Genomic DNA, 16,267 nt, shown 5'->3' with positions numbered 1-16,267 from the left:
ATGAAACATTACTTTTTAATCATACTTCTATTGGTAACCATCGTAATGGGAGGTTGCACAGAAGAACTGCAACTGGAGACAAGTGGAACAAACGGGGCAGGTCTTGATGAAGGTGAACTGACGGAAGCCGTATTGAATTTGTCCGTCAATACATTTGCCGTTGAAGCACAAGCAAAAACAAGGGCGTCTCTACCGAGCGACACACCAGAAAAAGAGACTTCGGAAGAAAAAGAGATACATAACATCTGGGTGTTCCAGTACGATGCGACAACCAAAGAACTGCTGATAAAGCCGCGTTACTATACCATCGCCGATCAGGCAATGTTACAAGACCTACCCGTATATCTGAAAGCCGGAGTTCCGTCCATTGTATATGTCGTAACCAACACGAGCTATGACAACTGGGCCAACGACGGCACGGATACTTCATGGCAAAAGTTCAAGAATCTGGAACAACTGAAAAAACAAACCCTGCCTACCGCTTTCCCTTTACGATCGATAGATAAGGTGTCGATACCAATGGACGGAGCAAGCGAGGAGGTGGAAGTAACGACAGGTATTAAGGTCACAATACCGGTTACACGTATGTATGCCAAACTCAAAGTAAAAGTAGAGATGCTGAAAGCAGAAATGAAACTCAACAACGTCAATGTAAGGCAAATTCCGAATATTTGCCGGGTAGAGACATTGGCCGGCGACGGAAATGGAGAGCCAATGGATGCGGTTCCATTTCCTGTCGGAACGACATTCAGTTCGATAGCCTTTGCCGCCTCGGATTTGGAAAAGAACGAAGATAAAGAATGGGCTGTTTTCTATGTCCCGGAAAATCTGCAAGGAGAAATAGAGACTCAGGGCGGTAACAAGTCTGATGCAGCTCCTTCCAATGCACTTGTAGTCGATGTCACCACCGAAATCGGTGGTGAAAGGTATCTCTATGCAGCTTATCCCGGAGGAAACTCATTCAATAATTTTAATATACAACGTAATCAAGTTTACCGTATGACGGTGACTGTCACAGGAGAGAAAGGTCAAAACAATCCATCATCCAACTGTTTTGTTATAAAACCAAACGATTTCCTCTCTTTTGAGCCTTATTATCGTGTAGAGACAGGGGGCGGGTATAATTTTGCAGACTATTTAAACCCTCATGACGAGAATCTGAAAATAGCCCGTGTCGGTATTATCTGGCAAACCAAAGACTGCATTGGTAATAATACGAATGGAACGTTGGTTCAACTCGGTGAAAATACAGGCGACATTCATCAGAAAATCTATGTTAGAACGCAAAAGAAAGGTAATGCCTTGATCGGTGCTTACAATAGCAAGGGAGACATTATATGGTCTTGGCACATTTGGGTTACAGACCATGAACCGGACAATCTCGGTAAAGCTGTCACTTATTACACATACGACTGGGACAATAATGGTATACATCCTGAGAAACCGCGTATTCAAGGCTATGCTGTCATGTCATGCAATCTCGGTGCATTGGCAGATAATCAAAAAGGTATAGGAAATGGTCTCCATCGGTATCCGGATGAAATGACGCAGGCCTTCGGCATGTTGTATCAATGGGGACGAAAAGACCCGTTCCCTCCTTTACGCAATATTATAAATGAACATCAGGATTATAACGACGGACATACAGATCTGCATTATGACAACTCCAACCAAATTGAAGTGCATAAGACATCCCTTACCGATGAAAGCATGCTGTTCCATTCGGTAATCGGAAGCACCCTGACCGGGGCTGTCAGACACGCCATAGCTAATCCTACAATCTTTATCTGTGGGACGAACGAAGTCAACCGAGGCGAAAGTTATGTGCAAACAAAGAGTAGCTATTTCAATTATGGCGACTGGTGCCCGACAGGAGAAAGCGACAATAAGCTTTGGGGAGGACTGGAACCGGCTTCCGATGGAATGAAAGCCTACACGATTAATCAGAGTAATAATGTACATATATACGATAACTACGGAACGGAAAAATCCATTTTCGATCCCTGTCCCACAGGCTGGAGAGTTGCCTCGGGCGAATTGTGGTTCGAGTTTACAAATACAGGACTCAATCCAGGATCTATGAGCGGTATCAATTATGACGATGGATTTCCGAACGGATATGGAATGAATATGTATATGCAGAAATGGAAAGAGGGTCCGACATCTTATTTCCCGACACAGGGAACACGTGTAGGCGATGGAGGAGGTTTTCGTGCAAGTAGTTGTGGAAACTACCATAATGCAACCACGGACACGGACAATCGAGTGAATATTTTGCATATCCATAAGGATGCCGGTCTGTTCCATATATTCGAATACCAATTCTATTTTTATTATGTAAAGTCGGTCGCAGGACCAATCCGTTGTGTACGCGATTCGAAATGAAACAGCCCTCTTCTACCTCCTGCGCTCAGTCTCACTTTTATTTATTATCTTTGCCGCAGGAAATGAAGAAAGTGTTACAATAATCTCAAACCAGACAATATTCATGAACAATCAGTATATCCGCCTGCTTCTGGCAGTGGTCCTTTGTGTAGTTACCTCCTGTTCGACTACACGCCAACTACCAGTCCGCGAGACAGAAGGAAAAGACAAACGGGAATTCAGGGGAGCCTGGATACAAACAGCTTTCCAGGGAGAATATAAGGATATGACTCCCGCCCAGCTACGGAAAGATTTCGTGCGTAAGTTGAATTACCTGCAATCCTGCGGTATCAACGCCATCATCTTTCAGGTCCGTCCCGAAGCCGACGCTTTCTATAAATCGGACATCGAACCCTGGAGCCGTTTTTATACCGGACAGCAGGGCGTCGCTCCGGCAGGCAATTTCGACGTGATGGAATTTCTGATCGACGAATGCCACAAACGGAATATGGAGTTCCATGCCTGGCTGAACCCTTACCGCGCCAGCACGGCAGGCAACACCCGTTTTGCCGATTCACATATTTATAACAAACATCCGGAATGGTTCGTTACCTATAATAAACAGATTCTGTTCGACCCGGGACTGCCCGAAAGCCGCCAGTTCATTAATAAGGTAGTACGCGACATTGTCAGCCGTTACGATGTGGACGCCATCCATATGGACGACTATTTCTACCCCTATCCGGCAGCCGGCATGCCTTTCCCCGACGATAAGAGTTTCCAGAAATACGGACTGAACAAAGGATACACCAATGCACAGCGCAGTGACTGGCGTCGGGAAAACGTGAACACGCTGATCCGCGAACTGAAACGGACCATCCTGCTCACCAAACCCTGGGTGCGTTTCGGCATCAGTCCCTTCGGTATCTACCGTAACAAGAAAAGCACACCCGACGGTTCCGGCAGCGATACCAACGGCCTGCAAAACTATGACGACCTTTATGCCGACATCCTCCACTGGGTGAAAGAAGGCTGGATAGATTACAACATGCCTCAGATATATTGGGAAATAGACCATCCGGCAGCCGACTATATCACCCTGATCCAATGGTGGAATAAGAACGCAACCCTCGAAGGCCCCCATCTCTATATCGGCCAGGACGTGGCACGCACCATGAAAGCCAGCCAACTGACCCGCAAAATGCGTTACGAACGCGCTCTGTCGAAAGTCAAAGGCAATTGCTTCTGGCCTGCCAACGAACTGTTGTGGAACAACAAAGGCGTAGCCGATAGCCTGAAAAGGAACTACCACCGTTATCCGGCACTGATCCCGGCCTATACCCATATGCACAACCGGGCACCGCAGGAGGTGAAAAAACTGAAAAAAGAATGGACCGCCGACGGTTATATGCTGCACTGGAAGGCCGAACAAAGCCCGACAAACCCGGAGCTAGCCTCCTACTTTGTCGTCTACCGTTTCGAAGATAAAGAACCGATCGACCTCAGTAATCCGGCAAAAATCGTAAAAATCACCCGTAACACAAGATATTTAATGCCTTATGATAACGGAAAGAAAAAATATCGCTATATTGTGACCGCCGTAGACCGTTTTCATAACGAGAATACGGGAAAAAGTATAAAGGTAAAATTATAATGACCGTCTATGTTCTCTCCGGACCTTAGATACAGCAAATTTACGGATTGTGGCTCCTGTTCCGAATACAGGAGAAACATCTTTAAATATCGTTCCTATCCCAAAGGACTTATCATCCCACGGGAACGTTGTTTGCAGAATACATTGTATTTTCTGCTGAAAGGTTCCGTGCAGGTCAATAGCGAAGAACATCCCAATACCATTTTCAGTGCAGGGCAGTTCATCCTGCAACCGATCGGCTCGAAGGTCGAATTCAAGATCCTCGAAACCGCCGAATGTATCCTGTACCTGTTTGAACGCCCGATCAATATCTGCAACGAACGTTTCAATAAAGGGGCCAGCATAGCAGAGACCTCCCGTATCGAACCGATTGTAATGAATATGTGCCCACCGTTGCAGTATTTCGTGGAAGGGGTACGGATGTACCTGAACGACGACCTGCTGTGCGCCGGTTTCCTGAATGCCAAACGGACGGAGCTGGTCTACCTGCTCAATTGCTACTATACATTAAAAGAACTGGCCGCTTTCTACTCGCCGATCTACCGGTACAGCAAAAGTTTCCGTTACTTCGTCATGCAGAATTATATGAAGGCGAAAGATGTGGAAGCCTTCGCCCAGATGGGAGGCTACAGCACACCTACTTTCCGCCGCCTGTTCAAAGAGACATTCGGCGAACCCGCTTACCAGTGGATGCTGAAAAAGAAATGTGAAGACATCCAGAACGACTTAACCACTACCGAAATGTCTATTTCAGAGATCAGCTACAAATACGGTTTCGAATCGCTTTCCAACTTTTCCCACTTCTGCCGGACCAATTTCGGCATGTCTCCCCGTGCACTTCGCAATAAAAAAGACGAATAACCAGTAAAAATCAACAACTTTCGCAGTTTTTACAACTTATTGAATAGAAAAAGCAATTTTACGTCTGCTTTTTCCCGATACATTTGCGTCAGAAACAAGAAGAATTGACTTTCAACGTATATTAAATAATGATAAGAAGTGAACTAGGTTGCTCGTGCGGAATCGCAGTCTGTATATTAATGATCATTACATGTTTCATTAAATGCAGTTCGGAAGAAAAGCCAGAGCAGTCTTCCTACGGTTTCATTTGGTATTCGTTGAAATGGGAACAGGCCATGAGCGGCTATGAAAGTCCTAAAAAAGTTCGTTATTGCTTTTATCCTTTGGAAAAGGGTGCAATGATACAGATCGAGAGTGACACAAGCGGTCTGAAGTTCACACTGCCACCGGATACATACCGTTTACTGGTTTTCAATTGCGATGCCGACAACATCCAGTTCCGCAATATGAATTCATTTGAGACGGCAGAAGCATTTATCCCGGAAACGAAAGCGGCCGGGGGTACGACATCGGGACGCATTCCTTTATATGGAATAGCCATCGACAACCTGGAAGTGGAAGCCAACGACGGAGCAAATAATAAACGTGAGTTCAGTCCGGCTTCATTGATCCGCGAAGTAACGCTCGACATAAAAGTCGAGGGTATGGAGTATATAAAAGAATGCAAAGGGCAGCTGACAGGTGTACCTGCCGCTTTCAACCTGAGCAGACAAGAGATCGTACCGGACAAAACAACAGCAGTTAACTTTGAAACAACAACTTCAGCGGAAGGTATAAAAACAAATGTATTGATATTAGGCACTCCCCCCAAACAAGGAACACCCCCACCTGCCCTCCCTAAAAACGAAGTACAGCTGGATTTCACCCTCAATGACGGAAGTACCACCACTTCCACCCTCGACCTGGGCAACTCGATCGGAGAAACGGAAGGAAACAAAGTAAATGTAGACGTATCCGTAACGGTAGAAAAAGACGCCTCCTTCACTGTCACAATCAACAAGTGGGAAGTCTCTGCCGGCGATGACATGATCATCGAATGAATTGAATGATAAGTAATAAGCAACGAATAAAACAACAACAATTAAATTTTTATAATTATGAAAACATTAGTATTAAGTATGATTTCAATTGCTGCAACTGTTGCAGCAATGACCGCTTGTACAAGCGAAGGTGACCCAATAGATAATATTGATAATGGACAACCGGTGGAGATACAGTTGAATGCAGGGATTGGGAGTATTACGACAAAAACTCCTATAACCAGCGATGATCAAGGTAAATTGTCCAGCGCTTTACCAGGTATCCAATTCGTAAAAGCAGCAGACATTGCAGAATCTCCTGCATGGGGAGATGTAAGTAAAGTTGCATCTACTGCAGAAATAAAAACCGATGATATCTCAACAGGTAAAATCTCATTCAATACACCACTCTACTACAATGTCGATCCTACTCTCAAATCATGGTTAATTGGCTACTATCCAGTAGCGGAAGTAGAACCTGATGCTTCGACAAACAAAGGTAAATTACAATGGACAATAACAGGGAAAGAAGATATTTTATTATCAGCAGAAGTTTCAGGCAATAAAAGTAAAGACGAACAAATTAAATCCATAACATTCAATCACCAATTGCTCCAGATGCAATTTAAATTTGTTGCAGAGGATCCAGCAGCTATTGACACTTGGGGAAATGCCATTAGAAGCATTGCTATTAAAACAAAAGCTTCAGGTACACTTGCTAATTTACCATCCACTATAACATGTACATTATCATCTACTCCTTCATTAGCTTGGAGTAACCCAGCAGAACTAACAGCTTATGCAGTCACAGATGGAACATATAGCGACAATAAAATCACAGAAGCAAGTCCTATAACTCTAACTGAAACTGAAACTTTAGGTGGATACATAATGGTGCAACCTCTAACAGCAACAACTGATTATACTCTTGCAATTACGACAAACAAATCAACGGCAGAGGTTCCTATTACTTTAGGAGCTGCCCCTGCTGCAGGAAAAGCATATGAAATCATACTTACATTTAAAGCGAGTACTATAGCTACTACTGCAACCATTACAAAATGGGAAACAGTTACAGGAGGAACAGGAACGGTTCAATAATAGTAATATATACTGAAGACAAAATTAGAGTGTTTAAAAATATTTATATTGCATTACAAAACAATTATTACTTTTTTAAACACTCTCACTCTCTATTAATTTACTATCGTAGTATTACATGAAAAATTCATCTTCATACCTTTTGGCCCTCATTTTCATCCTAACCGGATGCAGCAATGAAATCGGGATAGAAGAGGAACCTCATCCGATAAACGAAGTTCCTGTTCCCATCCTGATTATGCCAAAAGGGATTGATGCTACAACTAAGGCATTAGTAGATGTATTCACAAATGATAATATTAATGAAATAGGTATTTACGGAACAAGTAGTACAAAAGTTATTTACAACGGAATCTCTCCCAGCCAGATAGGGAGCAATCAGGAATTAATCTTTACGAATCCATCATTGGTTTATCCGACAGATGGAAATTCAATCACTTTAGCCGGATATTATCCGCGCCAATCAAAAGGTACAGCCTATACAATCAATAATAACTCTTTAGAGTTCACATTGACCGGTGAAGAAGATTTAATGCATGCCGCTCCAATCAATGCCGGAAACCAAAAAACGCCGGAAGCTGTCAACCTAAACTTCACCCACAAACTAACTAATGTAAAATTCAACCTGGTAAACGGAACAGAAAATATATTGCCTGACGGAAATATATCCATTACAACCGATGCCCCCAATAGCGGAAGTCTGGATCTGTCGAATGGCATAGTAACAATCGACCAAACTTCCACAACAACATTCACATTATCGACCGACATCAATGCAAACACAATGGCTAGCAAAGAGACAATATCCGTAAACGGAAATCTATTGCTATTCCCTGAACTAGCCTACACCTTCAAACTAAAGATTGGCGATCAATCTTATAATATACAGATAGACACAACCAACTCACCAGCATGGGAAGAAGGCATTTCCTATCTGTTGACAATCACAATCAAGAAATTAAACACTCTAAAATCATTCACTAAATCGGACAACAAAGCCGAATCGTCATCCGATTCTTTCGTTCAAGGCAATATCATACAAATAAAATAATGACAAAATGAAAAATATAAAGTTATTACTCTCTGTTCTATTCTTTGCGACTTTCAGTTGCAACAATGATGGCGATGTTATAAAATCAACCGATGGTCAAGGGAGTATTATACGCTTTGGAGGTAATATTATTATGACGAAAGCAATTGTCGACAATACAGCTTTTCCCGACAACTCCCAGGTCGGGATATTGGGTTGGGGATATAATAAAAACAATTCCGGAGGAAATATGACTCTCCGCAAGGACCTCAACAACTCTCCCTACACCAAAACCACCGGTAGCAATGAATTTACCTGCGATACCCATGCCCATTACCCCATCAACCCCGACACCTTACTAAACTTTTACGCTTATTACCCTTACACCGAAGCAGCGACAGCCGCTCCGTTAAATATCCCCTTTGACCTGAAAAAACAAGACGACATCATGTGGGCAACTCCCGTACTGGACCGAGATAAAACAACAAGTGATGAACCAGTCAATCTCTCTTTCAACCATATCCTTTCCGCCATTACACTTAAATTCAAGAAAGCGGATGATATTAAGGAGGAGATGATCCTGCAAAGCATTTCGATGGAGAACTATCCGTCAACCATACAACTGAACGTACAAACCGGCAAGCTAAGTGTCGCTCCCTCAATTACGCCTTATACACTTATCGACAACCTGAATAAAGAAATAACTCCGAACGAAGAAACAATCGTTACCAACTATCTTCTTTACCCGGTAGAGAAACCTGTTTTCATTGTCCGGATGAGTAACAAAGATTACCGCATCGAATCGACAAAAGCATTCGAAGGAGGAAAAAAACAAACCTACTCTTTCACCATACAAGCCCAGGACATCAGCATCTCAGGCAGTATCAATCCTTGGCTGGACGGTGGCACCAGCGATGAAACAGTTTATTTCTAAGCATCATTTTTTACACACTCCAGAGTCACCCAACAATAAAACTCCTGGAATCCCTGTATTTATCAGCATCTTCAGGTGACGCTGTCCTGCAAAAGCAGCGTCACCCGAAACTATTTCGGATTCACCCCATGGCCTTATCCCTAAACAAGCTAAAACAACATCCTGTTTTGAATGCTTAGAGGAAATACTAGGAAATCTATCGGTTCAGAATTTGTCAAAAGTGAGCTATCTTGTCCCCGTGCTTGACACGGGGCCGCAGAAGAACCAGCAGTATCAAAAGATACATATAGGATACGGTCTGTGCCTTTGCGATCCCGTGTCAAGCACGGGAACGGGATAGCTCAATTATTTCTATAAGTAATCCTTTTATACTATATCACACTAATACAAAATATATAGCTAATTATCAACGAACAAGTAAGCCTTTAACCTTTCGACCAAGGGAAAACAACAAGTTGACCTAGGTCAACTACATATTTCACCCAGGTCAACTAATAGTTTCACCTGGGTCGAAAAGTTAGAAAGTAAGAGGATTTGAACTAACCTCCGCTTATATCTGCGGTAAACAATTATAAGCTTTCGGATAAAAACAGACAGTACCACCGGTGATCCCATTCCAACAGGGTGGCGTCACCTCAAAACCCTGATGAATACAAAGATAAAAGGCCTCACCCGGAGAGTGAAGTCTTATTTCGTAAAACTTTTTCAGGAAAACTATTTTTCCTGCTCCTGACGAATATACAAACGATCGGTCAAAACATTCGTATAAGTCTGAACCGGGATATCATCGTAATCTGTCAGTTCACCGAGAAGGAGCAACTCTGCATTCTCCATCCACGGACGAAAAGAAATCTCTTTTTTATAGTTTACCTCCTGCAACAAGGTTGGAGCACTTTTCAACACTACATAAGCATTTTTATCGGCCACCTGTTTGCCCTGAAAAGCAATCGTGCGCTCATACATTTTATGTTTATTCGCCCCGTTGATACGGATGGGTGACAAACGAAGCAGGTAATTGTCCTTGCGCAAAACGGGAGTCAGTATCAATGTCTGATAACGTCCGACAGACAGGCCGCTCAGCAAAATATCCATATCCAGTTTTAAAAGGTTACCTTCTACCTCAGCCTTATTCTGTTTGATATTAATCAGGCCGTTATAAGTAGTAGCCGGAGCTTCCGTCTGTGACTGTGCCTGAACCGGAAACAGCAGTGCGACCAGCAGAAAAATAAATATATAGACCGGAGTTTTCATCGTTCACTTATTTAATTATATATACAATACTGACACCGAGTTTAGTCGGTCCGAAATAGTTATTACGGTATTTATAAGCCGGTTCCTTATCCGCAGGGTAAGCCGACTTGTCATACTCAAAATGCAGGAAGCCGACTCCCGCCGAAAACTCGATGTTCCAATGCGGAGAAAGATACAACTGATATCCGTAAGAGATACCACCGCCATAGGCATTGCCGTCGTAAGCAAAATCCTTTTTCATCACCGACATGAAATTCACATGAGACATATCGTAGTCCATATAAACGCCATGAACTCCGAAATAATGGCCGTTAAACTTTTCATGCAGCCAGTAACGTGCCTCGGGTTGCACCATCCAATGCTGCCACGACTTGTCGCTCGCAACATCCCAGCCATTATAATTGCCGGAGATATCCAGCGACCAGTGTCGGTTGAAAGCAACTTCGGCACCCAGGTTCACTGTTGCAGTTGCATCATACAAAATATTAGACTTGACTGCCACAGTCTGCGCTTTCGCTCCCCACCCGATACCGCACAACAACAGTGCGATGAATAATACTTTTTTCATATCAGTGTCTTTTCTCTACATGCTTTAAAATCTATTAGCACACAAAGATAGAAAAAAGAAATATAAAACATTAGAGACAACCAAATTATACGTAACTTTGTAATTTAAATAATAAGGCATGAGAATCAAATATATTATATATAGCGTTTTGTTCGCGCTATTACTGGGAAGTTGCAGTAAAGAAGACATCGAGATAAAAGGACCAGCCAAACGAACAGTACTTGCCTATATGATTGCCAGTACCAATCTTGGTAGTGATATACGTGCCAATATCAGACAAATGATGACAGTCGCCTCCAACAAAGCACTCAACGGAGGAAATCTGGTTGTATATTATTCGGAAAGCAAAAGCAGATCTTATTTGTTCCAGATAAAAGAAGACAAGAAAGGGAATATAGTAACAGACACCGTCCGTTTTTACGAAAACCAAAGTGCTATCCTGCCGGAAACTATGTATAAGGTGATCAAAGAAACAACAGAATTGTTTCCAGCAGAAAGTTATGGTCTGGTATTATCCAGCCATGGCACATCGTGGCTGCCAGGTAATTTCAGTTCTTTACGTTCTTTCGGAGAAGAAAACGGCCAATATATGGAAATAACAGAAATGAACGAGGCGCTGGAAGGCTTTCATTTCGACTTCATGTTGTTTGATGCTTGTTATATGAGCGGCATTGAATGTGCTTATGAGTTGAAAGACAAAACGGATTATTTCCTGGGATCGCCGACCGAAGTCCTTGCCCGCGGATTTCCTTATGAAGATTTCCTGCCTGCCTTGTTTAAAGACAAAGCCGATCTGGAAGCAGTTACCAAAAGTTTTTATGAATACTACAGCAATAACGATTATGCTCCATACGGCACAGTATCTCTGATAAAGACAAGCGAATTGAACGAATTGGCACAAATTGTCAATGACATATTAAAAGACAAAACAGAAGAGGATATTTATGCTCTTTCTTTGTCGAATATGCAGATACTTGAATATCTTACTGTCAGGCAGCCGCATATGCTTTATGACTTCGATGATTTTATCAAGTATCTAGCAAACGACGAACAGTATCAACGTTTTACCGCTTGTATGGAAAAAGCGGTCATCAGCAAATATGCAACACCTTATTCATACTATGCAGCATTATATGGAGCAAGAAAAATCAAGCGTTTCTCCGGCCTGTCGGTCTTCGTGCCCCAATCCTCTCTGACGAAGTTGTCAGACTGGTACAAGCAGCTTGCCTGGTATAAGGCGGTTTATTAACTAAAAACAAAAGTAGCTGTGAAGGGACTATGGTTAAAGTCTCCTCATAGCTACTTTCACCCCATTATAGACTCGCTATATTATTCAGCTTTTTGCGTATATCATCCCAAGTTACCTTATTCTGCTTCTTCGAAGCTTCGATCATCTTCTTTTCATAAGCTAGTTTAGGTATTTCCACTTTGGCAAATTCGATCAACAACTCAGTACCTTTCACCAAATTATCCCAATCTTGTTTACGTTCTTCCGGAGACATAACATCCAATCTTGCCTTGTGTTCTTCAAAATAAACACGCCGCCCGTCTTCATCAAGATCCATAAAACGTACGAAATCCTCATACATTTCCTGCGTTGGAAATAAACTTCTATATTCCGGATGCGATTCTAAATATTCTTTATTATCCATAAATTACTCCTCCATCTCTTTAACTAAAGCATTATACCAATCAAGAATAACATCTATATTCTTCATTATTAAATCTTTTTCCTGATCAGAATGATCATTCATCTGTCCTGAATAGTTCATAAAAAGGCTTTCCAGGAATCCTTTTCTACGTTTAAATTCTTCTTCTTTCATAGGCATTACAATTATTTTGATTAATGTTCTATGCCCATTGGAGATATTACAAAGGTAAAGCATCCAAACATCTTCAACAAACATAAAGCGATTTATTAATAAACTACTTATCCACATTCTTTTACCGGACAAGGAATACCTGTTTATATCTTTTTACTGTGCCGCTGGTATGATACAATTCGGCATAGAAGATATAAACACCTGTCTGTAGTTGCCTCCCGGACAGGGCATAACCGTCCCAAGTTAATTTTCCCGTCAAACCCAGCAGTTCGTGATTAGCAATTTGTGCTACACGCTGACCGGCGATATTGAAGACAAAAGCACGGCAGTTATATCCCGGCTGGTCCAGATAATAGGATATAGTATAATGGCCGGCACTTTCATCCCACTGCGGTGTCTTGATGCCGGTCGGTTCATCCGGAGTATCCGGATCATCGGGCAGAGAAATATCCGATTGTGAATTAGGATAACCGGGAGTACCATAACCCACTGTAGCAGATGCAGAGGTCCAGTTCGAAGGCGATTGCGTTCCCGCATCGGGATCGATCCGTTCCAGGGAGACACCTTTCTGATCCTTTATCGAAGAGGCATGCCATTTGGAGGTATAGGAAACTTCATCGATCACTGTTCCGTCTTTGGTCCGGAACAGGACAAGCGTAGAGGAAGTATTCGCCAATATAGGAAGTTTGGGGACTTCAAACAATGAAGACGGAGACTGGATTGTGTAAAAATCGGTAACGCCCTCCAAGTTCTTCGTCAACAACACATAACCATCCGCCTCGATTGTTACTGTAATGGAGGATAACGGGTAGCGGGTATTCAATGTTCCATCGGCTTTCCTGACCGCGACCGATAAGCCGGATACCGGCAAGGCACGATCGGAACGGTTGTACAACTCGATATATTCGCTACCACCGGCAAAAGGGTTGGGAAGAAGTTCGTTAAAAACAAACTCTCCCGGTTCGACGGTAATATCAGGGAGAGACGGATCGTCAGGAATATCCGGCTCGTCGGGGTCGTCAGGTGTAACAGGTTTATCCGGTTCATTGGGTTTTTCCTCACCTTTACCGGACGAGTTAACAGAGCCGGGAGTTCCGCCACGCGGATCGGAAGAGAGATGCCAACCGGACGAAGAACGCTCCCAGGATTTGGCGGGGGTGGCTTTTTCATAGGTTACTTCATCAATCAGGTTATTATCGCCATCAAACAGCTGCAACAACTTTCCAGTATTAGCCAGTGCGGACGGGAAATTATCCAACGGGACCTTCACCGCTGAAAGATCAGCCACAATATCCCTGCCGGAGCGATAAAGTACCGCATACCCTTTTGCGGGAATTTCAAAGGTCGTCATAGGCTTCGCTTTTCCACCATATGAAAATTGCCAGTCTGTAAGCACTAATACATTCTCTGTAGTGTTATAAAGTTCTACATATTCTGTTTTCGGCAACTCTTCCAGTCCCTTGGGATCGGCCATTATTTCATTAATAAGAATAGAGCCTGATTCAGATGGTTCCTCACCTTCGTCTTCTTCCTCCACTTTTACTTTCTCTGAATAGCTGTCAAGTGTATTCCCTTTCTCATCCGTTACGCCGGAATAGGAAATTGTATAAATCTCTCCTGTCTTCATTTCTTCCGGATAATGAGTATTTACAACCTTCCGGCTTTCATCAGCATATACAATACGGTCAGCATTCCCTATGTCGGAAATAGAAAATGCAGCCTGCTCCGTTTTAACCGGAAGATCAAACACAAATTGTAAATCAGAGAGAGTCAAAGGTTCTATTGACAACAGTTTAGGCAAAGTGATATCGGGTTTTGAAGGATCTTCAGGTTCTTCAGCCGGATGCAGAGGCGTTTCCGTCAGCTCATGACGGACCAAAATATTATCAAAATAGAAAAACATGTTTTTAAGGGACTTAGCTTTGCAATAACAAATGATATTAAGACTACCGGAATCACGGATATCCTTCAAATTCTTATCATCCAACTCTCCTTCTTTTATATAATAATCTTCATCAGACATTCGAGTATAAAGAGTCCAACGGTTACATTCTTCCAAAACCAGCTTAATATGAACCATTCTCCCATCCATCCGGCGAGCACCTTTAATCAATCGCTGCGCATTCCCTTTTGGAGGCCATTTATAAAAAGATACATTATCATCATTACTTCCAACTTGAATATAATACAATAAATCACTTGGTTTATCAGTTCTATATAAATAAATACATGCTTTATTAAAATTAGACGGTTTAAAAGCTAATGTAATATCCATCTCCCACTCCATTGTCCGACCAAAAAGAATTGGTGTATGAAACGGATAATTACCGGTCAGACCAGAGCCGTCAAACGCCAATTGTCTTTCCTCATTAATTACATATCTACTAGAATCATCAATCCACGGATTATTCGAACCGATCTCCGGACCATCAAATGTTTCTGTAAACTGTGCGAATGCACAAACAGGAAGCAATACAAGGATAAAAAGAATAAATTGTTTCATAGTTATATAGTTTTGTTATAAAATTATCTATCTTTGCACGCTAATAGCTTACAACTATTATTGTGTTCGATTTTGGATGCGGTAAAGTTATAACAATTTTTTTATATTACAATTTAATTAGTGCTCAAAATGAAAGTAGCAATTGTTGGCGTGAGTGGTGCTGTAGGACAAGAGTTCCTGCGCGTGCTCGACGAAAGAAACTTCCCAATGGATGAGCTGGTGCTTTTTGGCTCATCTCGTAGTGCCGGACGTGTTTATACCTTCCGTGGTAAACAGTACACCGTTAAGGAGCTTAAGCATAACGACGACTTTAAGGGAATCGATGTTGCTTTTGTTTCGGCCGGTGGCGGTACATCTATCGAATTTGCAGAAACCATTACCAAACATGGTACTGTGATGATCGATAACTCCAGCGCATTCCGTATGGATAACGATGTGCCTTTGGTAGTTCCTGAAGTGAACCCGGAAGATGCACTGAATCGTCCGCGCGGTATCATTGCCAATCCGAACTGTACTACCATCCAGATGGTCGTTGCATTGAAGGCAATCGAAAAGGTATCGCACATTAAACGTGTACATGTATCAACTTATCAGGCCGCCAGCGGTGCGGGTGCAACAGCTATGGCCGAACTGATCAAGCAGTACGAACAACTGTTGAAGGGCGAAGAACCTACTGTAGAAAAATTCGCTTATCAGCTGGCCTACAACGTGATTCCTCATGTTGATGTGTTCACTGAAAACGGTTATACGAAAGAAGAAATGAAGATGTATAACGAAACACGCAAGATCATGCACTCCGATATCGAAGTAAGTGCTACTTGTGTTCGTGTTCCGGTTATGCGTGCCCATAGCGAAGCAACCTGGATTGAAACAGAACGTCCTATCAGCGTAGAAGAAGCACGCAAAGCTTTTGCTGAAGGCGAAGGAATCATCCTGCAGGACGATCCGGCAAAGAAAGACTATCCGATGCCGCTGTTCGTTGCAGATAAAGAACCGGTTTATGTTGGCCGTATCCGCAAGGATATCAGCAATCCGAACGGTCTGACATTCTGGACTGTAAGCGACCAGATTAAGAAAGGCGCTGCCCTGAACGCTGTTCAGATTGCCGAATACCTGATCAAGGTGAAGAATATAGGATAATAATCTTACAATCTTTCTA

Annotated in this window: 14 protein-coding genes; 9 read left to right on the top strand and 5 right to left on the bottom strand. The window is 42.7% G+C overall.

What is annotated here, in order from left to right; all coding sequences use genetic code 11:
- From HMPREF1535_RS10525 to HMPREF1535_RS10495, 7 genes are all read left to right on the top strand, one after another.
- Complete coding sequence (locus tag HMPREF1535_RS10525) at nt 1-2,385, top strand: DUF4906 domain-containing protein (protein ID WP_232312343.1); 2,385 nt, start codon at nt 1-3, stop codon at nt 2,383-2,385.
- Nucleotides 2,386-2,488: 103 nt separating this feature from the next.
- Nucleotides 2,489-4,018 carry a glycoside hydrolase family 10-like protein gene (locus HMPREF1535_RS10520; RefSeq protein WP_009860003.1) on the top strand — a complete coding sequence of 510 codons (1,530 nt, stop codon included), beginning with the start codon at nt 2,489-2,491 and terminating at the stop codon, nt 4,016-4,018.
- Nucleotides 4,019-4,027: 9 nt separating this feature from the next.
- Entirely contained in the window at nt 4,028-4,879 is an 852-nt protein-coding gene (locus tag HMPREF1535_RS10515) for an AraC family transcriptional regulator (RefSeq protein ID WP_009860004.1), read from the top strand.
- A 128-nt stretch (nt 4,880-5,007) separates the two neighbouring features.
- The gene (locus HMPREF1535_RS10510) at nt 5,008-5,919 is read left to right on the top strand and encodes a DUF5119 domain-containing protein (protein ID WP_046146088.1); all 912 of its coding nucleotides are present in this window, start codon (nt 5,008-5,010) and stop codon (nt 5,917-5,919) included.
- 57 nt (nt 5,920-5,976) lie between these two features.
- Entirely contained in the window at nt 5,977-6,999 is a 1,023-nt protein-coding gene (locus HMPREF1535_RS10505) for a fimbrillin family protein (protein ID WP_010800856.1), read from the top strand.
- Between the two features lie 118 nt (nt 7,000-7,117).
- Entirely contained in the window at nt 7,118-8,050 is a 933-nt protein-coding gene (locus HMPREF1535_RS10500) for a fimbrillin family protein (RefSeq protein ID WP_010800857.1), read from the top strand.
- 7 nt (nt 8,051-8,057) lie between these two features.
- Entirely contained in the window at nt 8,058-8,963 is a 906-nt protein-coding gene (locus tag HMPREF1535_RS10495; RefSeq protein ID WP_046146087.1) for a fimbrillin family protein, read from the top strand.
- 714 nt (nt 8,964-9,677) lie between these two features.
- Here HMPREF1535_RS10495 and HMPREF1535_RS10490 read toward each other — a convergent pair.
- Both HMPREF1535_RS10490 and HMPREF1535_RS10485 read right to left on the bottom strand, forming a co-directional pair.
- Nucleotides 9,678-10,214: a DUF3868 domain-containing protein gene (locus HMPREF1535_RS10490; RefSeq protein ID WP_010800859.1), complete on the bottom strand. Its 537-nt coding sequence runs from the start codon at nt 10,212-10,214 to the stop codon at nt 9,678-9,680.
- Between the two features lie 7 nt (nt 10,215-10,221).
- Complete coding sequence (locus tag HMPREF1535_RS10485; RefSeq protein WP_010800860.1) at nt 10,222-10,782, bottom strand: DUF3575 domain-containing protein; 561 nt, start codon at nt 10,780-10,782, stop codon at nt 10,222-10,224.
- Nucleotides 10,783-10,900: 118 nt separating this feature from the next.
- On the opposite strand from HMPREF1535_RS10485, the gene HMPREF1535_RS10480 reads away from it, so the two are divergent.
- Nucleotides 10,901-12,031: a clostripain-related cysteine peptidase gene (locus HMPREF1535_RS10480; protein WP_046146086.1), complete on the top strand. Its 1,131-nt coding sequence runs from the start codon at nt 10,901-10,903 to the stop codon at nt 12,029-12,031.
- 64 nt (nt 12,032-12,095) lie between these two features.
- Here HMPREF1535_RS10480 and HMPREF1535_RS10475 read toward each other — a convergent pair whose 3' ends face one another.
- From HMPREF1535_RS10475 to HMPREF1535_RS10465, 3 genes are all read right to left on the bottom strand, one after another.
- On the bottom strand, nt 12,096-12,434 hold the full coding sequence (locus HMPREF1535_RS10475; RefSeq protein ID WP_010800862.1) for a hypothetical protein: 339 nt from the start codon (nt 12,432-12,434) through the stop codon (nt 12,096-12,098).
- Between the two features lie 3 nt (nt 12,435-12,437).
- Nucleotides 12,438-12,605 (bottom strand): hypothetical protein, encoded by a 168-nt coding sequence (locus tag HMPREF1535_RS10470; protein ID WP_154670872.1) that lies wholly within the window; start codon nt 12,603-12,605, stop codon nt 12,438-12,440.
- Nucleotides 12,606-12,726: 121 nt separating this feature from the next.
- Nucleotides 12,727-15,108, bottom strand: coding sequence for a lamin tail domain-containing protein (locus HMPREF1535_RS10465; protein WP_046146085.1), 2,382 nt, complete (start codon nt 15,106-15,108; stop codon nt 12,727-12,729).
- A gap of 129 nt (nt 15,109-15,237) precedes the next feature.
- On the opposite strand from HMPREF1535_RS10465, the gene HMPREF1535_RS10460 reads away from it, so the two are divergent.
- On the top strand, nt 15,238-16,248 hold the full coding sequence (locus HMPREF1535_RS10460; protein ID WP_046146084.1) for an aspartate-semialdehyde dehydrogenase: 1,011 nt from the start codon (nt 15,238-15,240) through the stop codon (nt 16,246-16,248).
- Nucleotides 16,249-16,267: the final 19 nt, after the last annotated feature.

The sequence above is a fragment of the Parabacteroides goldsteinii DSM 19448 = WAL 12034 genome, from assembly GCF_000969835.1.
GTDB lineage: Bacteria > Bacteroidota > Bacteroidia > Bacteroidales > Tannerellaceae > Parabacteroides > Parabacteroides goldsteinii.
This window is presented reverse-complemented; position numbering and strand designations above follow the sequence as displayed.